The organism is Scytonema hofmannii PCC 7110, from assembly GCF_000346485.2.
GTDB classification, from domain to species: Bacteria; Cyanobacteriota; Cyanobacteriia; order Cyanobacteriales; family Nostocaceae; genus Scytonema; species Scytonema hofmannii.
The window spans coordinates 1,009,363-1,031,733 of the sequence record NZ_KQ976354.1; the positions used below are offsets into that span (position 1 = coordinate 1,009,363).

Annotated in this window: 21 protein-coding genes; 12 read left to right on the forward strand and 9 right to left on the reverse strand. The window is 39.8% G+C overall.

All coding sequences use genetic code 11. The annotated features are described in order from the left end of the window. Nucleotides 1-12 precede the first annotated feature (12 nt). The 4 genes from WA1_RS04355 to WA1_RS59365 form a co-directional block, all read right to left on the reverse strand. Nucleotides 13-855: an ABC transporter permease gene (locus WA1_RS04355; RefSeq protein WP_017743276.1), complete on the reverse strand. Its 843-nt coding sequence runs from the start codon at nucleotides 853-855 to the stop codon at nucleotides 13-15. A 22-nt stretch (nucleotides 856-877) separates the two neighbouring features. Next, the gene (locus WA1_RS04360) at nucleotides 878-1,306 is read right to left on the reverse strand and encodes a hypothetical protein (RefSeq protein WP_026134636.1); all 429 of its coding nucleotides are present in this window, start codon (nucleotides 1,304-1,306) and stop codon (nucleotides 878-880) included. A 433-nt stretch (nucleotides 1,307-1,739) separates the two neighbouring features. Continuing rightward, complete coding sequence (locus WA1_RS04365; RefSeq protein ID WP_017743274.1) at nucleotides 1,740-3,053, reverse strand: glycosyltransferase family 4 protein; 1,314 nt, start codon at nucleotides 3,051-3,053, stop codon at nucleotides 1,740-1,742. Nucleotides 3,054-4,501: 1,448 nt separating this feature from the next. Next, the gene (locus WA1_RS59365) at nucleotides 4,502-4,627 is read right to left on the reverse strand and encodes a hypothetical protein (RefSeq protein WP_272819063.1); all 126 of its coding nucleotides are present in this window, start codon (nucleotides 4,625-4,627) and stop codon (nucleotides 4,502-4,504) included. Nucleotides 4,628-4,839: 212 nt separating this feature from the next. On the opposite strand from WA1_RS59365, the gene WA1_RS04370 reads away from it, so the two are divergent. Both WA1_RS04370 and WA1_RS59370 read left to right on the forward strand, forming a co-directional pair. After that, on the forward strand, nucleotides 4,840-7,005 hold the full coding sequence (locus WA1_RS04370; RefSeq protein WP_017743273.1) for a GumC family protein: 2,166 nt from the start codon (nucleotides 4,840-4,842) through the stop codon (nucleotides 7,003-7,005). A gap of 59 nt (nucleotides 7,006-7,064) precedes the next feature. Continuing rightward, nucleotides 7,065-7,196, forward strand: coding sequence for a hypothetical protein (locus tag WA1_RS59370; protein WP_272819064.1), 132 nt, complete (start codon nucleotides 7,065-7,067; stop codon nucleotides 7,194-7,196). Nucleotides 7,197-7,392: 196 nt separating this feature from the next. Here WA1_RS59370 and WA1_RS04380 read toward each other — a convergent pair whose 3' ends face one another. Then, a complete protein-coding gene (locus WA1_RS04380) occupies nucleotides 7,393-8,985 on the reverse strand; it encodes a helix-turn-helix domain-containing protein (protein WP_017743272.1) in 1,593 nt (530 codons plus the stop codon). Between the two features lie 929 nt (nucleotides 8,986-9,914). Between WA1_RS04380 and fdxB the strand changes: the two genes are divergently transcribed. The 7 genes from fdxB (at nucleotide 9,915) to WA1_RS04415 (ending at nucleotide 16,110) form a co-directional block, all read left to right on the forward strand. After that, the gene (gene fdxB / locus WA1_RS04385; RefSeq protein WP_026134635.1) at nucleotides 9,915-10,208 is read left to right on the forward strand and encodes a ferredoxin III, nif-specific; all 294 of its coding nucleotides are present in this window, start codon (nucleotides 9,915-9,917) and stop codon (nucleotides 10,206-10,208) included. A 448-nt stretch (nucleotides 10,209-10,656) separates the two neighbouring features. Further along, nucleotides 10,657-11,652 (forward strand): cytochrome c oxidase subunit II, encoded by a 996-nt coding sequence (locus WA1_RS04390; RefSeq protein ID WP_017743270.1) that lies wholly within the window; start codon nucleotides 10,657-10,659, stop codon nucleotides 11,650-11,652. A 162-nt stretch (nucleotides 11,653-11,814) separates the two neighbouring features. Then, nucleotides 11,815-13,518, forward strand: a complete 1,704-nt coding sequence (gene ctaD / locus WA1_RS04395) for a cytochrome c oxidase subunit I (RefSeq protein ID WP_017743269.1) — start codon at nucleotides 11,815-11,817, stop codon at nucleotides 13,516-13,518. Nucleotides 13,519-13,605: 87 nt separating this feature from the next. Beyond that, nucleotides 13,606-14,226 (forward strand): cytochrome c oxidase subunit 3, encoded by a 621-nt coding sequence (locus WA1_RS04400; RefSeq protein WP_419183583.1) that lies wholly within the window; start codon nucleotides 13,606-13,608, stop codon nucleotides 14,224-14,226. Between the two features lie 92 nt (nucleotides 14,227-14,318). Continuing rightward, entirely contained in the window at nucleotides 14,319-14,801 is a 483-nt protein-coding gene (locus WA1_RS04405) for a hypothetical protein (RefSeq protein WP_017743267.1), read from the forward strand. A 149-nt stretch (nucleotides 14,802-14,950) separates the two neighbouring features. Further along, entirely contained in the window at nucleotides 14,951-15,562 is a 612-nt protein-coding gene (locus WA1_RS04410; RefSeq protein ID WP_017743266.1) for a cysteine dioxygenase family protein, read from the forward strand. Between the two features lie 65 nt (nucleotides 15,563-15,627). Further along, entirely contained in the window at nucleotides 15,628-16,110 is a 483-nt protein-coding gene (locus WA1_RS04415) for an ArsC/Spx/MgsR family protein (protein WP_017743265.1), read from the forward strand. Between the two features lie 39 nt (nucleotides 16,111-16,149). Here WA1_RS04415 and WA1_RS04420 read toward each other — a convergent pair whose 3' ends face one another. Continuing rightward, on the reverse strand, nucleotides 16,150-16,923 hold the full coding sequence (locus tag WA1_RS04420) for a hypothetical protein (RefSeq protein WP_017743264.1): 774 nt from the start codon (nucleotides 16,921-16,923) through the stop codon (nucleotides 16,150-16,152). Between the two features lie 84 nt (nucleotides 16,924-17,007). After that, nucleotides 17,008-18,372 (reverse strand): RNA-guided endonuclease InsQ/TnpB family protein, encoded by a 1,365-nt coding sequence (locus WA1_RS04425; RefSeq protein WP_272819065.1) that lies wholly within the window; start codon nucleotides 18,370-18,372, stop codon nucleotides 17,008-17,010. 84 nt (nucleotides 18,373-18,456) lie between these two features. On the opposite strand from WA1_RS04425, the gene tnpA reads away from it, so the two are divergent. Then, the gene (tnpA, locus tag WA1_RS04430) at nucleotides 18,457-18,894 is read left to right on the forward strand and encodes an IS200/IS605 family transposase (protein ID WP_017743262.1); all 438 of its coding nucleotides are present in this window, start codon (nucleotides 18,457-18,459) and stop codon (nucleotides 18,892-18,894) included. Between the two features lie 94 nt (nucleotides 18,895-18,988). On the opposite strand, the gene WA1_RS04435 is transcribed toward tnpA, so the two are convergent. Continuing rightward, nucleotides 18,989-19,408 carry a hypothetical protein gene (locus WA1_RS04435; RefSeq protein ID WP_017743261.1) on the reverse strand — a complete coding sequence of 140 codons (420 nt, stop codon included), beginning with the start codon at nucleotides 19,406-19,408 and terminating at the stop codon, nucleotides 18,989-18,991. Between the two features lie 418 nt (nucleotides 19,409-19,826). Between WA1_RS04435 and WA1_RS04440 the strand changes: the two genes are divergently transcribed. Continuing rightward, nucleotides 19,827-20,708, forward strand: coding sequence for a phytanoyl-CoA dioxygenase family protein (locus WA1_RS04440; RefSeq protein ID WP_017743260.1), 882 nt, complete (start codon nucleotides 19,827-19,829; stop codon nucleotides 20,706-20,708). Nucleotides 20,709-20,719: 11 nt separating this feature from the next. Here the strand turns inward: WA1_RS04440 and WA1_RS04445 are convergent, their stop codons facing one another. Then, the gene (locus tag WA1_RS04445) at nucleotides 20,720-21,661 is read right to left on the reverse strand and encodes a DMT family transporter (protein ID WP_051077046.1); all 942 of its coding nucleotides are present in this window, start codon (nucleotides 21,659-21,661) and stop codon (nucleotides 20,720-20,722) included. A 319-nt stretch (nucleotides 21,662-21,980) separates the two neighbouring features. Here WA1_RS04445 and WA1_RS04450 point away from each other — a divergent pair, with 319 nt between their 5' ends. Next, a complete protein-coding gene (locus WA1_RS04450) occupies nucleotides 21,981-22,328 on the forward strand; it encodes a hypothetical protein (RefSeq protein WP_017743258.1) in 348 nt (115 codons plus the stop codon). Nucleotides 22,329-22,371: the final 43 nt, after the last annotated feature.

Consider the following 22,371-nt stretch of genomic DNA (forward strand, 5'->3'; position numbering starts at 1 on the left):
CTTTATTTCTCCTTAAATGACATCAGCAAACGTCCGTTCCATTTTACGGAAGTACCAAATGCCAGTAACTAGTAGAAGGGCTACTAACCCCACAGATAGGGTGAATCCGGGCAAATACAGTTTCGACTCTCCACCTAAAATTGCCCAACGAAAGCCATCAATCACGCTGACCATTGGATTTAAAGAATACAGCAATCGCCACTTTTCTGGAACAATGCTGCTACTAAAACCTACAGGCGATATGTATAGCCCAAACTGGACAATAAACGGTACAATGTAGCGAAAATCTCGGTACTCAACATTCAGGGCTGCTAACCACAGTCCCGCGCCTATAGCTGCAGCAAATGCGATCGAGGTAAACAACGGCAACGTTAAAATTCGCCAATCTGGTACAAAATTGTACCATGCCATTAACCCAAGCAAAATCATGCCAGAAACCATAAAGTCTACAAAACTGACTATGACTGCACTGACAGGCACAATCAGACGCGGAAAATAGATTTTTGAGACAAGATTGGCATTAGCAATCAAGCTATTGCTACATTCACTAAGTGAATTGGCAAAAAATTGCCAAGGCAACATAGCAGCAAACACCAGAATGGGATATGGTACACCTTGAGAAGGTAGCTTTGCTAAACTACCAAACACTACAGTGAACACGACCATCGTTAAAAATGGTCGGATAAGTGCCCAAGCAAGACCAATTGCAGTTTGTTTGTAGCGCACCAAAATATCACGCCAAGCCAGAAAATAAAAAAGTTCTTGATAGCGCCATAAATCTTGCCAATACTGGCGTTCGGTGTGTCCCGCCTCAATAACTAGTTTTTGTTTAGAAGCAATCTCTTGATTCCGCATAAATTATTGCTGCCTTAATTGCTTAATCCATAAATTTATAATCATTGATGTTTTTATAGGTGAGAAAACGCGCTTGCCTGCGAGTAAACTCTCCCACAGAAGGGTTCCCTTCTGGGGAAATCACCCCTGTTGCTTGCTGCCAAAGTTCTGATGGTGCCACTGAAATTTCATAAGTGCGGTTATCACGCTTGCGGACGTGATACCATTTTGTTTCCTCACATTCTTGGCACCAAAAAGCCTCTATCCACTCTCCATCTAGAGGGACTGCTGTCTGACTTGCTACTAACAGCATTGCATTGCGTCGGCTTATGCCCCTCGCTTCTAATTGACTCGAGCGATCTGCATATAACTGATGTTTAGAACTCATACTGTCGAGATAACAACTATGGATTGGACAGTAAATAGCTCGTCTTTTTGAACGTTTTCGATTTCGATCGCACCTTCTCTGCAATTTGACCTCCCACGGCAATAAAAAAAGGAAGGTTACATTGGATAGACTGAGATCAAAACGACCATCAAAGCCCAGCGCCCAAATTTACTAAAGATTATTAAATTTCCAACAATTAAGCAATTGTTTTAGTTTTTGTTTAATTGTAGATTATCTCAAAATTCTTACTTATGTTTTTCTTGGTTTTGCTGTGTTTTTTTTGCTCTCTTTGTTTTTTAATGCTTTTCTAAGATTATTATACGAAACCTCACTAAATATACTTAAGTATATTGTTTAATTACTATAAATTTTTCGTTGTAAAAATAATAAGAAATTATGAAGATTATATAAATTAATGCTAGCAAGGTTGTTTATTACTTTTAACTTATGGTTTGCGAGAAACAAGATCCCCGACTTCTCAAAGAAGTCGGGGATCTAAACACAGTCGATATTGCCTTTAAAGCACAACTTTCTCCAAAACCTTCAAGTACTGCTGAGAGATAATTTGAGGGGTAAAATGGGATTGCATATACTTACGACCTGCCATCCCCATATGCTTTGCAAGCTGACGATCGTTACTTAGCAAGCGAATAAACTGAGCTAAGCCTTGACTATCTCCATTTTCAAAAACACCACCGCAGTTAGCGTCTGTAATCATTTGCCACAAATAAGAATATTGAGAACAAACCACTGCCATTGGTCGTCCAGTTGCCAAAGCTGGATACAGTTTGCTAGGAGCAACTAGGCTTTCCATACCCGCGTCTACACTAACCAAAGACACATCACAAGCTGTCAGAGAATAAGGGAGCACTTCTTTGTCTTGATAGGGTAAAAACACCATATTATCTAGCTTGAGTTGATGTGACTCTCTACGCAAATCCTCACCTTTTGCGCCACCACCAATGAATACAAACTGAATAGGCTCATCTTTTAAAAGTTTTGCCGCTCCTAAAATAGTTTCCATGTCATGGCAGCGACCCATATTTCCTGAGTAGAGAACAGTGAACTTTTCGACTAGCTTATGCTTCCAGGCAAACCAGTTTTGCTGCTTAGGTATAGGCACAATCAAGTCGGGGTCACCCCAACTGTGAATTACGAAAATTTTATCTGCTACCTGTGGGCAATGAGATATTATTCGTACTTTCATCGCAGGGCTTAAAACTATGATTGCCTTAGCTTTTAGCCAAATCTTTTTGTTAATAGCTCGCCAAAGACCGATTAGCCAATGATCTTTAGATATTACACCTAAAGAAATCGCAATATCTGGATACAGGTCATAGAGGATACAAACATAAGGAAGTTGAAAGATGGTATCTGCTAAATATCCGAGAATAGTCAAAAATGGAGGTGCTGTAGTCAGCAACAAAACATTACAACGTCGGCTTGTTTTAAACAGATGGAGTATTGCTCGCAAGGTGAATAAGACTCCACTAATCGCTTTACCGCGAATTCTCCCCAACCAAAGCTGAGCAGAACGCGATCGCTGAATTAAGATTCGTCCAAATTGTTCAACTGTTGGGGCAGAAGAGGTCTTAAAAGCATATCCGGGTTGACTTGTAAAAACCTCAACCTCTACACCCTGCTGCCCTAAGTTTTTAACGAGTTCCTCAATTAACTGTCCGGTAGGAGCGTAGTCGGGTGGAAAGAACTGGGTAATGACAGATAATCTGATGCTCTGTTTAGCCTTAATAGACTCTTGAGATTTACTCCCTCCTATATAAGTAGAGCTAGACTGCAACAATTTTTCATTAATCCGGTGTCTGGGTGTCATCGAATCCGTCCTTAAGAAAGTTTTTAATCATGAAGCTACAAACCTCAAGATATCAATTAGTAAAAATCCAGCTAGTGGGCTGTCTCATAAGTTCTGGTGGATAAGTTTGCTTAGATCCCCGACTTCTTGAAGAAGTCGGGGATCTTAATCCCCTCAAAATTAATGTGGTGGACTACTAGAGCGCCAGTAAAGTCGTCAAGATGGAGGCAAAAAACCCGGTTTCTTCGCCTGCAAAGCTTGATATCTCGTTGACTCAACTTAAAGAAACTGGGTTTTTGGTATTACTGTACTGACGCTCTAGGCTAGATTTTATACAAAAAAACCTATTTACACGAACTAAATTAGTGAAATAGGTTTAGATAACTTAGTTGACAATACCTTGTAGCATCAAGAAACATGATGTAGTATACTAAGTCAAGCCTATTTGGCGTTGCATAGATACACTTTCTCCGGCAATCGGTTCTCTTGATTGTTCTATACCACAAACAAAGAGAGATCCGTTGGACAGACTGAGATCGAAACGACCCTCAAAGCCTAAATCCTAAAATTAACAAAAAACTATTCAATTTAAAGGCATAAAACTTACTCTGCTTGTAATACTAGTGATTGGACAATTCTTGCCAAAATCTCTTCGTCACAAAACCTAGTATTCAGCTCATAGATTTAACTTTTTCCCAGCCACCTAACTCCCTTTAAGTATTACACCTAGATTAGAGTTCTTAATCCTCATTACAACATATACAACATTTTTTTATTTATAGATAGATAAGTTATGTTATTTTTGTTGAAATATCTCTGAGCTAGAAAAATTTAAAAAACTGAAGTTATTCTAAGCCTTTACATGTGTAAGTAAGCTTCTGTAAAAAGCTCCTACACGAAGTCTTTTTTTACCAAAATAACTTAAGTGTGCTTACGCTACCTCATACATGACGAAGTTTTAGATAACTATACTTTATATTTAGTATTTTGTTTCATTTTATTATCCTGTACCATACACAGAGCATACCACAGTTTAACTTTAGGTAGATATATAGTTATGCATAAAAATAAATTATGTGAATTTACTTAATAGAACCCTCAAAAAATTTTCATATACTGAAAGTAAAATACGATTTTATCAGTAAAATTACTTATACTATTTGTTGTATAATAAATACAAAAAACTCCATATTTTGATACTTTAAGCTTTAAGAAAGGGATATAGGATATTTAAAGAGGTATTATTTAAGTCTACATAGTCATGTCAAAATTTATATTAGAATTGCTTATATTAAACTTTTTTTTACATGACTTAACTATACGAAAAAGCTGTAACCTTTTTATCAACCCTAGTGTAAAAAATCTAATTTAAACTTTTATTAGCTTGATACTGGCATAATAATGAGCAGTCAATTTTGTGTAGACAGACATAACAGAGCTTTGCTGCAGAGGGAAATCGGGTTTTTACCTCAGTAACCAGTGACCAGTAACCAGTGACCAGTGACCAGTGACCAGTGACCAGTGACCAGTGACCAGTGACCAGTGACCAGTGACCAGTGACTGTTCTGATTAGTTAACTTTAATTGTGCGAACATAAAGTTTTACCGAAATCAGAGTATTTATCTAGAACCATATAGCCTAATCTGATATGATTAAATTCTTGCCCTTGGTCGCTTCAAAGCAGCCACACTCTGTGAACATCTGATAAACCCACAGTAAATCCTACTTAGTTGCCATTTCAACGACCATTTCCTGTGCTTTACAAATCCTGCTTTTATTTTTTTATTATTGCTTTCATTAATAAATCATGGAGAATCATTCTTCTCAATCCCTAAGTTCTGAGCAGAATAAGAACTCAGTCGCAATAGTCCCTTACACTCAAGCTCCTCCGTGGTCTGAAGCACAAGGAGATGATTGGAATCTACATGAATTTTTGGGTATTATACGGCGACGAGGGCTAGTTATTGCAGCCATAACCATGGTTGTGATGGGTGCTGTTGTCTATTCAACTTTGAAACAGAAACCAGTCTATGAAGGCAATTTTCGGCTGTTAGTAGAGCCTCTCAATCAAGAGAGCACATTGCTAGGTCTTACCTCTAGCAAACAAAACTCTAACTCAAGCCAGCCCAATCTCGATTACGAGAGCCAAATACAAGTTCTTAAAAGTCCTGGGCTGATAACAGGCATTGCGAAGCTCTTAGAGCGATCGGAGCCAAACATTAACTATAGTTCTCTTGTAAATTCTCTGACTATTACTCGCTTAGGTGAAACCAAGATTATAGAAGTGCGCTATCAAAGTAACGATCCTAAACAGATCAAAGTGGTGCTAGATCGGGTTGCTCAAACTTACTTAAAGTACAGTCTTGAAGAAAGGCAAACAAGCTTGCGTCAAGGACTTCAGTTTGTGGAAAAACAACTGAAGTCTATGCAGATGCGAGTCGATCAGTTGCAAAAAGAACAGCAAATTTTTCGACAAAAGTATAAGTTAACCGATCCAGATGTTCAGGGAGCACAAATAAGCGATCGAGCTAATTCTCTGGCACAACAAAGATTAACCGTGGATCAGCAGTTAGCAACATCCCGTGCTAAATTAACCAGTCTACAGAAACAAACTGGAGAGTTAGCGGCGCTAAATGGAGCAACAGTGTATCAGCAGCTTATGAGTCAGGTGCGTCAATTAGACACTCAGATAGCTACTGAATTAACTCGGTTTCAAGAGGATAGCCCACCCGTTCAAGCATTGAAAGAAAAACGCGAAAAACTGTTGCCCTTACTCAGCCAAGAAGCAGGACGTTTTTTAAATGTAGAAATGGCTAAGCTAACCACTGAAGTACAGACGTTAGAGGTGCAAAGCCAAGAGCTGGCAAAAGCGGAACAGAAACTCGAACAACAACGCAAGCAGTTACCAGTATTGGCACGAAAGTACACTGAATCACAACGAAAATTACAGGTTGCAACTGAAAGTTTGAACCGTTTTCTCAGTACCCGCGAATCTCTCCAAATTCAGGTAGCTCAGACAGAACTTCCTTGGCAATTAATTCAAGCACCTATTCAACCAACAGCACCTGTATCTCCTGACATCCGTCGTAGTTTGATATCGGGATTTGTCCTCAGTTTGATTTTGGGTATCAGTGCTGCACTACTTATAGAGAAAATGGACAATACCTACCATAGTCTTGATGCCCTCAAGAAAAAAGTTAAAGAACCGATATTGGGAGCTCTACCCTTTGAAAAACAAGTTCAAAATATTCCAGTTGGTACCTCTAAGCCAAAAATTTCCATCAAGGTAGTACCAGATTCTTTTTCTAAACACATTTATCCATTAACTGCAACGACTGAACAGAGATCTAACAAGTATTCCACAAAATTTTTGGAAGCTTTGCGTGTACTATATACAAATATTCAACTGCTGAGTTTCGATCGCCCTATCCGTTCCCTAGTAGTGAGCTCGGCAATGCTAGAAGACGGCAAGTCTACGGTGGCATTCCATTTAGCTCAGACAGCAGCAGCTATGGGTCACAGAGTATTACTTGTAGACGCCGATATGCGCCGACCCGTGATTCACAGCCTATCAGATTTAAATAACCAATGGGGATTAAGTAACTTAGTTTCGACAAATTTACCAGTGGTAGAAGTCATCCGGCAACCATCATGTGTCAGTCAACTATCTGTACTGACTGCTGGACCCGTACCACCTGACCCGACAAAATTGCTTTCCTCTGAAAAGATGAAGCGATTGATAGAAAGTTTTCATAGCAGCTTTGATTTAGTGATTTATGATGCTCCTCCTTTGGTTGGACTAGCGGATGCTAGCTTACTAGCACCTCACACAGATGGTATTTTGCTGGTAGCAAGACTACACAAAACAAACTGTTTAGTATTGAAACAAGCTTTGGATAATTTAAAACGATCTCGCATGACCGTCTTAGGGATTGTTGCTAACGGTCAAACAACTGGTAGTCTACTATATTGATTTTGATGGGTTAAGTTGGTGTAGTGGTGTAGAACCGGTTAAAGGATACAAGCAGGTATATGAGGCAAACGCATCAACTTACTGCAATTATTGAGCGTGAAGGAGATGATTATGTCGCACTTTGCCCAGAACTCGATATTGCCAAGGTCATACGATTGAGGAAGCACGAAATAATTTGGTTGAAGCATTAGAACTATTCTTTGAGGCTGCAGATCCATCTGAAATTCAGCAACGCCAGCTATTTTACTTGATGTCGTCGCAAAGATAGCGATCGCTCTTGTATACGTTTGAACAATATTGAAGTGACAGTTCCCCTACGTTGTTTTACGCAGGGGGTAATTGGAACTGAGCCAATGCGAGTGAAGACTTTTGCGGCTCAAACCAGCATTACGCAATACCCAAGACTTTCCGCAGCACAGCTTGGTCTTCTAGCTTGGCTTTGAGACGACCATTTTCCAAATCACGAATCCAGCTTTGGCTTTTACCTGCCAATTTTGCCAATTCCCTCTGGGAAAGATTCAAATTTTGTCTTGCTTGCAGGATTTGTTCACCAAGCAAATATCCTGCTGTGCTTTTTGACTTTTTTTTGTTCTTAGTAGCAGTTCGTTGCTTTTTGTCTGGTTCAGTAGTCTGATGTTCCCACTCCTGAGGTAACTCAAAGGATAATATTCGAGCATTCATGAGCATATTCCACTTACCACGGGGACTTGCATCTGTTAGACGGGTATTACCACTTGCATCATTAATCCAAAACTCTAAGGCTTCATCTGGATCTTCGGGGATATCGACTAATTTTGCCCACAACGGCTGAATCTCTGGTGGGTATGTCACGGGGTCGAATGTCGGTTTCATGCCATAATGGTTAAGGACTTCCAAATCATTTTCAAAAGTCCGTAGCAGCCGCTTGCGTTCCTCTCTCTGTCTACAAGCAACAGAGATTTTCTCTTCGCCGTAAGCTACGCGCAGTAGGGTAGGAACTGTGATGCGTTGTTCTTTACCCATTTTGGTTTTAAACAACAGCCATAACATTAGTCGTGCTGTACCCTCATGTTGCTGCCAAATACTCATGACTGTGGTTAACAGGGATTTAGGCAAACTGCCATATTGATAAAATGCAGTTCTTTCCTTACAACCTTGTTTATTTAAGAAATATTGAGACCAGATACCTGCTCTCACTTTAAAAGTTAACCCAGTTAAATATTTACACCCAATATTATCTTCTTGAAAGTGATGCTGAACTTCTATCAAATGCCACAATCGGCTGTCTTGTACAGAAAACCCCTTAATATAACCTTGCTGGGGCCAATTTATGGAAACAATCAGCGAACAAGCCTGCTGAACTAAATTTTTCATCAACCCTAGCTTAGCGGCTTTACTCAAGTCTTTGCGCTTCTCCATCCCCAAATATTTCTCAATTTGGCGGTCATCAATCGTAAATTCTTGGTTCCAAGGCTTATCCAAAGCTGTTATATGAGCAGCAAAAATCAGGTTGATACAAGCCGATTTAATATCAAGATTCTCTATTGCCTCTAATTCAGTCAACAGTTTACCCTTGTTGTGTAAATCAGAGAAATGAAAAGAGATTTCTCCTTTTCCTTGATTAACTTGTCGGCGATAAGACACCTTCTGAGATTCATCAATTGCCCAAGGTAGTGAAGTTCTTTGAGCGAGAACATTACAAGCTTCCCATATGACTAGTGATGATGCAAACGGATGGCTCTTACCGTTAGCGAATAAATCAGGGCTAGTGACTTCTCTCAGGTCAATTTTGCATCTCCCTCTTTTTGCCTGTAAAGGAATTGGTGACTGCGTTGGACAAACAATGACACATTGAGGTTTGGGGTAATAGCCTTCGCAATTGTTACAAAGACTAGGGTCAATCCAGTATTCATCGTTCTCTAGTTTGATAGCACCAGTAGGACATTGGGGACGGCAATTGTCACATCCAACGCAACTGTTGTTAGGAATTGTATAAGGCATGAGGCTTCTTCCCACTCTAATCGTTGAGATGTTTGGCTCAGTCTCCCCTAGATGTGTCCTTTATCCTCTCCACTCTTCACCGCATTATTTTCTGGCAAAAATGGATTTTTTACCGTACTCATTACCCACATCTTGATTGGGACAATGCATCCAATTGGAAGCTATTTAAGGTTTTTAACCAGAGCCTGTTTTTTTAGTTTACTACTTTATAACATTTCATAAATATTTCTAAAAATGTGTTATTGATGAGCTAAAAAAGTTTTCGTTAACTACGCTTAAGAAGTAATTCTATAACACTTATGGGTGATTCGTTAGTGACTTTAATAAGTGTTAATCTCGAACATTTAATATAAATAATTTTTAGTTTTTTATTCGATTATTAATATTATTAATATTTTTTTATTGTTATCCTTATGTTAGATAAATAACATTTTCAAGTATTAAAAAAGAGATGATTTTATAATAGTTTTACAGAAACAGAAAGAATCAATAATTTTGTATAGCTCAATACTCTTTACCATAGCAATCCTAACTGAATCGTGAAATAAAGAAACCCGGTATCTCCCAGATACCGGGTTTCTGAGGCTTATTAATTGTTCAAAAATCAAATAGGATTCCTACATTATCTAGATTATAGAAAATCATTTATTGCTAAATAATATCATCAAGTTGTAGGTTGATGCAATGTTTTTAGTTGTGTTTTAGCGAAGATAACGCAACTAAAAACGTTTTTAAAACTGCCTCTTTACCTTGATTTTGATAAGAAATAATCGCATTTAAATGCCAAACAAAATACTCTTAAATTTTGTAAGTCAGAAAACTTTAATGAAATGAGAGATTGTTGGAAGAAGTTAAGAATGCAAAAATAACCTTATGTTAATATGAACGAAAGAGTCACATTTGTAGATGTACTGACAGAAGGGAAAATCATGGCAACAGTAACAGGATTGACATTTGGTGGTAAAACTTGGACACCTAAATTTGTTGAAGCAATTGACCAAGAAAAATGCATCGGCTGTGGCAGATGTTTTAAAATTTGCGGACACAATGTGCTGCTGCTGAAAGCAATGAATGAAGAAGGTGAATTTGTAGAAGATGAAGAAGATGATGAAATTGAAAAGAAGGTTATGACGATCGCTAACAGAGACAATTGTATTGGTTGTGAAGCGTGTGCCAAAATTTGCTCTAAAAATTGCTACACCCATACTGCTTTAAATAACTAAGGATGAAGCAAGGTTTTTAGAGAGGAATTTAGATATAGGACTCCTATTTGATTTTTGAAATATACGTAGGTAGGGCTTTGCCGCACACAAGCTTTATATGGTGGGCATTGCCCACTTTACTGAAATTATTTTCATAAATCATAAATGATTTCTATATTTACAGTGACTCAGCAAAAAGTTCGCAGTAAACAAAAACGAAAATCACAATTTGTCTGCTATTAACATATTAAACCTTGCGACCAATACCCTAATCAATTGTTAAGACTAGAGTGGTTTTCTCTACTACTGGTTTATCTTGAAGAAGAAGGCTTCTCTGTCCTAAAGTAGAGAGATAGTCTCAATGAGAGTAGATAGTAGTTAGTGGTTAGAAAGCAACTAACAACTAACAAATAACTACTAACAACTAACAACCAACCCTTAACCCGTTCTTTGTAAAGAGCAGGCATTTATGCAACAAATTCCTGTTTCACTATTGACCCTAGTTGCTGGAATGGTCGTCACGATTTTCAGCATTTGGGTTGGACAAAACCATAGTTTATTACCAGTACAAGCATCGCAACAAGCGCCTCTGGTAGATGGGTTTTTTAACGTTATGGTCTCCATTGCTACTGCTTTGTTTGTTGTAGTAGAAGGAACCATTTTGCTTTTTCTAGTTCAGTTTCGTCGCCGTCGCGGAGACGATACAGATGGCGTACACGTAGAAGGAAACCTTCCCTTAGAAGTTTTTTGGACTGCGATTCCATCAATTATTGTTATTTGTCTTGGAATCTACAGTGTTGATGTTTATCAACAGATGGGAGGGTTATCAGCAGGACATCATTCCCCATCTCATGTAGCCCAAATGCCAGGAAGTGCGATTGCTGCTACTTTGAGCGATCCCTCATCAAGTCAGTCAGAAATAGCAACGGCTTCCTCAGCAACTCCAAAATATGGCTTTGGAGCAACTCCACAAAAACAAAATAACCCAGCTGACTTGGTTGTTAACGTTTCGGGAATGCAATTTGCTTGGGTATTTAACTATCCTGCGAGTGGTATAAGTACAGGAGAATTACACGTTCCTGTTGGCACAGATGTACAACTTAACATCTCTGCAACCGATGTGATTCACTCTTTTTGGGTTCCACAATTTCGTTTGAAGCAAGATGCAATTCCCGGTATTCCTACCGAGTTGAGATTTGTAGCTACCAAACCAGGTACTTATCCTATAGTTTGTACTGAATTGTGCGGCGGCTACCACGGTTCAATGCGATCTTCTGTTGTTGTTCACAACTCCAAAGAAGAGTTTGACAGCTGGTTGAAAGAAAACCTCGTCGCTCAAAAGCAAGAATTGCAAGAAGCTGTTGCAATGAAACCTGCAAATTTATCAACATCCGAGTTTCTCGCCCCTTATGTTCGAGACATGGGAATCCAAAGCGAAACTCTCAAGTCATTGGTTGGTAGTTAGTAGGGGCGCAAGGCATTACGCCCGTACAGTAGTTAGTAGTTAGTAGTTGGTAAAAAATCTAACTAACAATTAACAACTAACGATGACAGGCGAGACGCCTGTCCTACACAACTCAGGCGAGACGCCTGTCCTACACAACTAACCACTAACAGAGGAAAAAATATGACCCAAGTAGGACTTCCACCCAACACTCCACCAGAAAAGAATCAAAGCGAAATTCAAGTAGCTGCACATCAAATCCATTCCTCGCATCCTCCAGCATGGAAATGGTATGACTACTTCACGTTTAATACCGATCACAAAGTGATTGGTATCCAATATCTAGTAACGGCATTTCTGTTTTACCTCATTGGTGGGCTGATGGCTGTTGCCATGCGTGCTGAATTGGCAACCCCAGATGCAGATTTGCTTGACCCTAACTTGTATAACGCTTTCATGACCAATCACGGGACGATCATGATTTTTTTATGGATCGTACCTAGTGCAATTGGTGGATTTGGGAACTTTTTAGTGCCATTGATGATTGGTGCTAGAGATATGGCTTTCCCGAAACTGAATGCGATCGCTTTTTGGTTAAACCCACCCGCAGGATTGCTAATACTTTCTAGTTTCTTATTTGGCGGTTCGCAATCTGGTTGGACAGCTTACCCTCCTTTGAGCTTGGTTACCGCCAACACCGCCCAAACCCTGTGGATACTTGCCATCGTTTTGGTAGGAACTTCCTCAATTTTAGGATCGCTGAACTTTGTCATCACCATTTGGAAGATGAAAATTCCTAGCATGAAATGGGATCAACTCCCTCTATTCTGCTGGGCGATTATGGCAACTTCTGTATTGGCACTTGTGTCTACTCCAGTCTTAGCCGCAGGGTTAATACTGCTGTTGTTCGATCTTAATTTTGGTACATCGTTTTTTAAACCAGATGCAGGTGGTAACGTCGTTATTTACCAGCACTTGTTTTGGTTCTACTCCCACCCAGCAGTTTATTTGATGATTCTGCCTATCTTCGGCATTATGTCCGAAGTCATTCCAGTTCACGCTCGCAAGTCAATCTTTGGATATAAAGCGATCGCTTATTCAAGTTTGGCAATTTGCGTTGTGGGTTTGGTCGTCTGGGTACACCATATGTTTACCAGTGGTACACCGGGCTGGATGCGGATGTTCTTCACAATCTCCACACTAATCGTTGCTGTGCCAACTGGCGTCAAGATTTTTGGTTGGGTTGCTACCCTTTGGGGAGGCAAAATTCGCTTCACATCAGCCATGCTTTTCGCCCTCGGCTTGTTATCCATGTTTGTCATGGGTGGTTTGAGTGGTGTGACCATGGGAACTGCTCCCTTTGACGTTCACGTTCACGATACATACTACGTTGTAGCGCACTTCCACTACGTCTTATTTGGTGGTTCTGTATTTGGTATTTATGCTGGCATCTATCACTGGTTCCCCAAAATGACGGGACGGATGCTCAATGAACCTTTAGGACGCATTCACTTTATCCTTACCCTGATTGGTACTAACCTGACCTTCCTACCCATGCACGAATTGGGTTTGCAAGGAATGCCTCGAAGAGTTGCGATGTACGATCCCCAATTTATCTCGCTCAATCAGATTTGTACTTACGGTTCCTACATCTTAGCGCTATCGGTGATTCCATTCACCCTCAATATCATCTGGAGTTGGATTGCCGGCAGAAAAGCTGGAGACAACCCCTGGAATGCATTAACCTTAGAATGGACAACAAGTTCACCACCCTTAGTTGAAAACTGGGAAGTTCTACCCGTTCTGACACAAGGTCCTTACGACTACGGCTTGGATAGCCACAATGCTGCTCCACAAAATAGTGAAAAAGCTGTTCCAGCACAGTAGTTCCTCTTTCCCAGGTTACAGCCTGGGAACATCTTCCTTGAGGCTCAGCCTCCGATGATTGAACCAAAGATTTATTCAAGCTTCAACATGGACGCAGCAAAGAATATCAACAACCCCATTGCTCTCGAGACAACAACGAGCGCAACGCACCACGAAGAGCATCCAGATTTACGTCTTTTAGGACTGTCAGCATTCCTCGTCTCTGAATCCTTAATGTTTGGCGGCTTTTTCGCCACCTATTTGTTCTTTCGAGGTAATGCTACAGTTTGGCCTCCAGAAGGAACAGAAGTAGAACTGTTGTTACCTACAATCAATACCATTATTCTGGTATCAAGTAGCTTTGTCATTCACTTAGGTGATGCTGCTATTAAGAAAAATGATGTCCGAGGAATGCAAAAGTGGTACAAAATCACTGCACTTATGGGCGCAATTTTCTTACTCGGCCAAATCATTGAGTACTTAACCTTAGGATATGGTCTAACCACCAATATCTTTTCTAACTGTTTTTATTTAATGACTGGATTCCACGGATTACATGTTTTTGTGGGACTGTTATTGATTTTAGGCGTGTTATGGCGTTCCCGTCGTCCCGGTCACTATTCTGCTACCAAACACACCGGTATTGAAATGGCAGAAATTTACTGGCACTTTGTGGACATCATTTGGATTGTTCTTTTCACCCTGCTGTATATTCTGACGCAGTTTTAAGGAGGGAATGGTGAGTAGGGAGTGGTGAGTGGGAAGTATAACTTTTCCCCATTCCCAACTCCCTATTCCCTATTCCCCATTAGGAGAATTTTATGCAAATTGAAGCAAACAAATTTTCATGGTTTCAAATTCCAGAGGACGTCAAAAAGTTATTGATACTCGCAGCAGAAAACTGGGAGAATACTTTGGAATCCGAGAAATATATGAATCAAGCCTTAGTCCAAACAGGAGCCAATACAGATCTTTTAGTAGCCGCTTATAGATATTTTTTTTACAAAAATAATTACATAATGGCACTGCAAACAGCAACCAAAGTTATAGATATAATTAAAGAAGCAGAACAGCTACCAACTCAATGGGAGCAACTTAAACCAATATTAACTAGTCGCAAAGATGATTGTACCATTAGATTATACCTCAATGCATATTCTGCTTCTAGTTTAGTTTTAGCGAAGCTAGGAGAAATAGAGTCAGCGAAAGAAATTAGTGCTAGAGTCAAAGAAATAGATGATAAAAATGAGTTTGGGGCTGGCATTTTATATGATATTTTGACACGTCCCAAAGAAGAAGACTAACCAATTTTGGATTTTGAACCGCAGATGGACGCAGATAAACGCGGACAATATGAGATATTTATCTGCGTTCGTCCGCTACAGGCTGCGGTTACACTTTTAAAATTATAATCCAAAACTCAAAATCTAAAATTAATTGATTCTTAAAAATTATGAAAGGTAGGGATTGGTTTGTCACGGATGACGGACAGTATCAAGCATGTCAATCGGTTAGGGCATGGGATTTATTAAGAGAGAATTATCGTCTCTACCGATTTCTAACTGAAGTAGAAGATGTTCTTAATAGTGTTGAGGACGAAACTAGCCAACTTCCAGAACTTCGCATGTTGGTTAGGCGGTTAATTGTGAACTCTTACTGGGTACAAAGTCGATATTTAGAACCTTGTACCAAAACAGGAACTTCTATTCTACTCTTGTATGATGAATTAGGGTTTCCATTTACCGTACAAACTGTGACATTTGCACCAGGAACTGTGTCAACAATTCACAATCATGGAACTTGGGGTGTAGTCGCCGTATTAAAAGGAGAAGAGAGAAATACTTTTTGGCAGCGAATTCCTCATTCAGAACATAAAGACAAAATTGACCGAACTGGAGAACTCACTCTCTTTCCAGGAGATATTATTAGCTTTACTCCTGATGCTATTCACAGTGTAGAAGCAGTTGGTGATAAACCAACTGTGACTTTTAATATTTACGGGGAAACTCGTATGAAAGAAAGATTTGAGTTTGATCCAGCTAACTTCACTGCTAAAAATTTTTAACTCAATGCAAAGCTTTCTCACCCAATCCAAAATCCAAAATCTAAAATCCAAAATGGTAGAACTTTATGGCAAGAATCATTTTTTATGAAAAACCAGGCTGTAGAGGTAGTGTTAAGCAAAAAACTCTACTAACTGCTGCAGGTCATCAAGTTGTAGCTTACAATTTATTGACTGAACCTTGGACTGCTGAACGTTTGCGCTCATTTTTTGGCGATCGCCCTGTGTCTGAATGGTTTAATCGTACTGCTCCACGGGTTCAATCTGGTGAGGTCGTTCCTGACAAGTTAGATGCTGAAAGCGCTTTGCTCTTGATGCTTCAAGACCCTATACTCATTCGTCGTCCTTTGATTGAAGTGGGCGATCGTCGTGAAGTTGGGTTTGATGTGGAACTACTTGATGGATGGATTGGCTTAAAGCCTGCGGATGAGTCTCTTAAAGAAGTGAGTGAAACTCTGATGCAACAAGACTTGCAAAATTGTGCTCACGGTCACGGTCATGAACACGGACAAGGTGAGCACAAACACGGACAAGGTTCTTGCAAACACTAGAGTACCGGTCAGATTATCATTACCTGTAAAAAACAGTCATCAGGCTGATTTGAAGAAACGAATAATCTCGCGGACATGGTCTAAAAATTGTCCATCAGTGGAAAGTTGCGCTATAGCTTGTCGTGCTTCTCTTGCCAAACGTTCGTGTTCCGTCTGATTGGTAGCACGTAACTCTTCAACATTAGCAGCAAGACGGGCTAGTTCTTTACGAGTTTCTTCTGTGTAAACTTGCTGATTCGCAGCAAGAGAATAGGGCTGTTCTGGATTCAGTTGTTCTTCCAACCGCTTCGCAGTATCTTCAAGAGTACTGAAGCGAGAACGGAGTTCCACTATATCTTGACGCGGATATGTCCATTCTTGGCGAATCATTGTCAACCTTGCATAGAGATACTCGTAAGCGCTGACAGCAGGGCGCAACCCAGTCAATAACAAAGCAGCACCAGAACCGATGTAACCGACGGCACTAATACCAGCCGCAGCAAGAATATAAAGAGCGATCGCTGAGAGTAAGTGTAAAGCAATGGCAACCAAAAGCGATCGCTTAGCCAAAACCTTGACATACGCCAACTGTTTTTCATCCACTGGAATGCCTTTTTCAGTAGATTGCGTACCCTCCGCCAAAACTTCTTTTGCTTGAAAATGCACATTCCAAGGTACAGTTACGATCGCGAGCAGCCACCAAAAACTTGCACCCCCAATAACCCAATCCAGGAAATTCCCAGTAGGTATGTGAAACCATTGCAGTAAGCTAAAAACCAGCAGTACGAAAACCAAAACGCCAATACTGGAACTGATAAAAAAGGTAAAATACATTCTGCCATATCTCCGATCGCGCTATTACTTCCATCATTGCCGTGAATTAGAAGTAAAGCAGAAATGCTTGTGATGGTTTATGAACTACTCCGCCGCATAGGCGGACGGAGTTTCAAGAACCCCGCCACCTACTTGACTAAGCTTTTGACGCTTCGCCTGCCCCAGTTGCTTCATCCCGCCAGTCCGCTTACGCTTTTTGGAGGATGAAGTAGAGCTGAAACATCCACAGTCTGAGAGGCTCGTTCCAAACCCCTTTTGTTGATTTGTCGCTACGTTGTACATAACCATAGCAGACCCACGGTCACGGGCAACCTCGAAACCACACTCGCAAATGTGATATCGATTCGCGAGCTTTGCCCATTCCTTATTGACTTTGCCACAGTTAGGACAGCGTTGCGACGGTTTAACTTGTTTAGTAGGAAGCACAATCATCAAGCCTCCTTTCTGTTCGATTTTGTAAGCAATCATTTGGTTGAGTGCTCCAAAACCAACAGAAAGTATGGATTTATTCAATCCAGCTTTTTGCTTTTTGCGCTTGCTACCCTTCTTTGCTTTGCGCGTCATCCCTTTAGTATTGAGTTCTTCAGTGACACCGATGTCATAACGACTAGCAATATCTGATGTCACCTTGTGCTGCCAATTTTTGCGTTGATTTGCAATCTTAGCTTGTAATTTAGAAACTTGCTTTCTTGCTTTTTTCCAACGCCTAGAAGACTTGATTTTCTTTTGATGATTTGGCGCACGTTTGCGACGCAAAGCTTTTGACAAATGTTTAATTCTAGCTTCAGATTTTTTGGTAAATTGAGGATTTTCTACTTCAGCAAACTCTTTACCATCGTACAAAGTTAATGCTGTGGCTGTCCCCAAATCAAAAGCTACAATTTTCTCGTATTTTAAGTCAGACTCAGAACCAAACTTTGGTTCCTCAACCTCAATATCAACGGTAAAAGATGCGAACCACTGATTTTTCCCAGGCTTGTAGGAAATAGTCAAAGTTGTGGGAATTCCCCAGTCCTTGGCTTTTCCTCTCATCCTGATAGTGATACCCAAATCATTGAGGGTAACATTTCCGTGCTTACCTTCGGTGTTAGCTTTCCATCCTGACTTAGCTGGATACGTCCATCCCAAATATTTGTGGATTGACTTGAATAATGGTCTTTTCCGCAGTCCTTTGAAAAAGGCATTGTAAGCCAAATCAACACGTTTGACAGTAGCTTGCATTGCTTGAGAATGCAAATAGTCAAACTCTACCCATTCTTTTTTGAACTCTGGCAAGCAATTTTGTTGTTCGAGATAAGTAACGCTCTTTTGATTTGCCTTCCACTCATAACGACGGTGAGCAATGCAGGCATTATACAGATATGCATGGTCACGTCTGGCTTGGAACAATTTGATTTCTTGTTCTTTGTTTGGGTAGAGTCGAAATACATATCTTCTAGTTACCATCATTGCTCACCTCCTTACTTTTGCTTGACTCGAAGTTTTTGACTAAAATTAGTATAACATGACTTTTAGATATGACAAGAAATTTTTATGACAAAGCTAAGGAGCGGTTCACACGTTGTTTTCTCTATTCACTTGCATATAGTATTCGTTACTAAATACAGGCGGAAAGTATTTACATCACAGATGATTGTGGACATGAAAGAAGTTTTTGAAAGAGTGCTGGTAGCAAATAACTCCAAGCTTGAAGACTGCAATGGTGAATCAGACCACGTTCACTTATTAGTTGACCTACACCCAGACAATAATATTTCTGATTTAGTGGCATCCCTAAAATCAGCAAGTAGTCGCGTACTGCGAGAAAAATATAAACCTGTTATTGATAAATACTACTGGGGTAAAGCCAAACTTTGGCACGACTCTAAATGTATTGTGTCTTGCGGTGGTGCGCCACTAGAAGTCGTCAAAGATTATATACAAAACCAGTCAGGAGGAAGAATGGAAAAGATAGGGGCATCGAACCCCTAACTTTTCACAGCACACTATCCCCACCGTGTAGTTATCTATAACTTATAAATAATCTTGCACAACAACAACAACGATTATTTATGAGTTCTTTTTCTTAAGCTGTGTTAATATTAACAGGGTCACTGATTAAATAACTCCGCCAAGAACCTTTAACCCCACTTTCAGGAAGCAGTAAACGCCAAGTTTTACCTTCTCTTTGAAGTTGTAGGTAAAGTTCAAAAGGTTTTTGAGATTGCTTTATTTGCCGTTTTGGTAACTTGAATGCAAGATCGTAGGTTCCTCGAACGCGATAAGTGAGTAAGTTTTGAATCGTTAGGGGTTGTTCTTGAGTAATTGATAGCCGATTAATTTCAAATCCTTGAAAATTTAAATCGAGTTGTTGGCTGAGTCGTTGCTGAGTCTGCTCTACCTCAAGCCTAAGTGCTTTTTGAACCAATTGGGAAGTTGGTGCAAGTACACTCGTCGTACATGCACTCAGAAATCCCAATAGGATTAGGCTGACAATAAACCTCATTCTTACTGAGTCTCCTCTATGTTCGTATTTATACTAATTTAATAGACGTATTCCCAAAGAACAGAAAACCGGAGTTAATTAGAATCATACGTAAAACAAGCTGTTTTTTCAAGTTTTATCAAAAACTGATTTATACAAAATTGTTGAGGCTGTTAATTTGACTGAGTCTAGAAAGATAATTCCGTGTTGCTCCTAAGTAATTTTATTGACTTAGGTAACGCTTCTTTAAGAAAAAAATATCCGGAGGGCAAGTTTTGAAGCCTGAATATTTGAATACAGTAAGACATTGCTGCTGAATCAACTGTTTTGTAAAGTTACTAAAAAATTTGATAAAAATATAACTTTTAAAAAAATAATTTGCGTAAAATAACTTACAAAACACGTCATCAATAGTGTTATAAAATTTACAAATAAAACAATGACTATTGCTACGCAAGTACGTAATCGGCTATTCAAAAATCTCTATGAGATATCATTTGTAAAAAATAGTGCTGAGTTAGAGTATCAATTTTCTGTAAAAAATCATACTAGAAAGCTGCCTGCTCTATCCACTACTGACTGGGAGCTAGTGGAGACGCTGAATACGGAGGGAGTTGTCATCACCTCATTAGAGGCACTCTCAATTCCTTCAACTCCGCAAATGTTTGAGGCAGCAAAAAATCTGATGCCAAAGATACCAACAATAACGTCTGGGGATAAAAATGACTACGTCGTTCATGCTACTTCTCAGCAAATGATGGAATCTCCAGAAATCTTTCTCTGGGGATTAGAACAACGTTTACTCAATATTGTTGAGAATTATCTTGGTTTGCCAGTAGCCTATCACGGCACCTACTTTCGTAGAGATATAGCCAACAACGTTGAGAAGAAATCAAGGTTGTGGCACATAGACTCAGAAGACCGAAAATTGCTCAAAATCATTATTTACCTGAATGATATCAATGAGGATAACGGTCCTTTTCAATATATTCCGCTGTCTTTAACTCCAGAAGTCACTCGTGCTCTTAGATATAAGCATGGCTATATTAAAGACAAAACCATGCGACGGGTCATCTCGCCGTCAAATTACAGATCTTGCACTGGCTCGGCTGGAACAGTTGTTTTTGCTGGCACTGCAAGCGTTTTTCATCGCGGAAAGATACCTGTTGCTTCAGATAGATTGGCTGTATTTTACGACTATACTTCCAGGCAACCAAAGTTCCCATTTTATTGCAAGTCTTCCCTACCAGAGGAAGATTTGGTTCTCCTTTCTAAAAGGTTTTCCGAACAACAGAAGCAGTGCGTTTTTTGGCGACAGTAGTTTTTTTGGTATTACTTAAGATAAAACAGCAATCCAATACCTACGATCGCGATCGCAGCACCTGCAATTGCTCTCAAACTCACTCTCTCTCCCATCCAAATGGAGAGAGGAATCACAAATAGCGGGCTAGTCTGCATCAGAGTCGTAGCAATTCCGGCGGCTGTAAATTTCACAGCAGTCTGTTGCAACCAAATTCCTAAAAAAGTACCGCAGAAGGAAGCAAAGATAGCTGCCATCACAACTTGCCTTGAGTGTAATGTTTTTCCCTTATGGTTACCTTGCCTATTGCGTAAGGCTATCCATCCCAAGAGAACTAACTCGGCGGCACTCAAACGCAGTAAAGCTGCCCACAATGGGTTGATATTGTGATCGATAAATGCTGCTCTTGAAAGCACCATTCCGGTAGCATTTGTGACGACTGCTAGCAAACCAAAGCCTATTCCCTTCCAAAAAGGAGATGCCCAGAAATGTACTGCAACATTCCCCGTATTCCCATGTCCCTGTGTCCCTATCCCTTCATTAGAAGTTCGTTCTGTTATCACCCAACCTACTCCCAAAATAGTTAGCAGAATTCCGCACCAAGCACCCAAATTTATGTTTTCTTGTAGAAAAATTAGAGCTAGTAAGGCTGCAATTGGTGGAGCAAGGGTTCCCATAACTAGGACGCGACGCGCCCCTAAATAATTTATGGCTGCTAAAAAGGCTGTATCTCCCAAGCTAATACCCACAATGCCGCTTGTCAGGAGTAAACACAACGGCAAGACAGAAATGTTAGGCAACCATTCTCCAGTTATCGGGATGGTAAGTAAAAGGAACGCGATCGCAATAATCCCTTTAAGCAAATTCAGTTGTAACGGCGGAATACGCTCTCCCAATCGACCATAAATCGTCGATGCTAAAGCCCACAGACACGCAGCAGACAAAGCTGCGATTTCGCCTTGAAAATCTGTCACTGGAAATGTTAAAAAAATATTAAAATTATTATTTATCACTTTTCAAGGTGGAAAATTTTATAATATTTTAAGATAAACACTCTTACAAACCTTAGCACTCAATGTACGCAACTGCTAAATTTTTTCTAGACAAACTTTAGCACTCCAAGGGCTTTAATGCTAATTTTTGATGGCATAGAGCTTAGCACTCACAAGACTTTAGTGCCAATATTCCTAGTAATTGACTAACTTCTTTCAGAAGGCAAACAATTGTTTTTGAATCAAACATTTTTACAACTCAAAACTGCATATAAAGCATTCAAAAATTTGGAGGATGAGAATGAAATACGCATTCGATATTGTAGGCGTGTCTCCAGTTTTGGATTTTTTTACTCACCAACAGCAGAGTTGGCAAAAATCCCAGGATTTAGCTTTGGAATATGTTGTCAGCCACAAATGCACACTTGATGCATTTATTAAATCCGTAGAAACCGTACCTTCAAAGTGGGGTTGGGAGAAAGATGAGGTTATTAACAGTGTAATTAATTTTTGGATGAATCATTCAGAGAGTATTGAGTACTGGAAATCACGTTTAATAGATGCAGGAAGCGATAATTTACTGGTTGCAAGAGTTGCAGACATCAAGGCTTTACAAGTGGAGTTTGACTCTCTACTACAAGATAGATAGTATTAGATCCCCGACTTCTTTGATATCGGGGATCGAGACTACT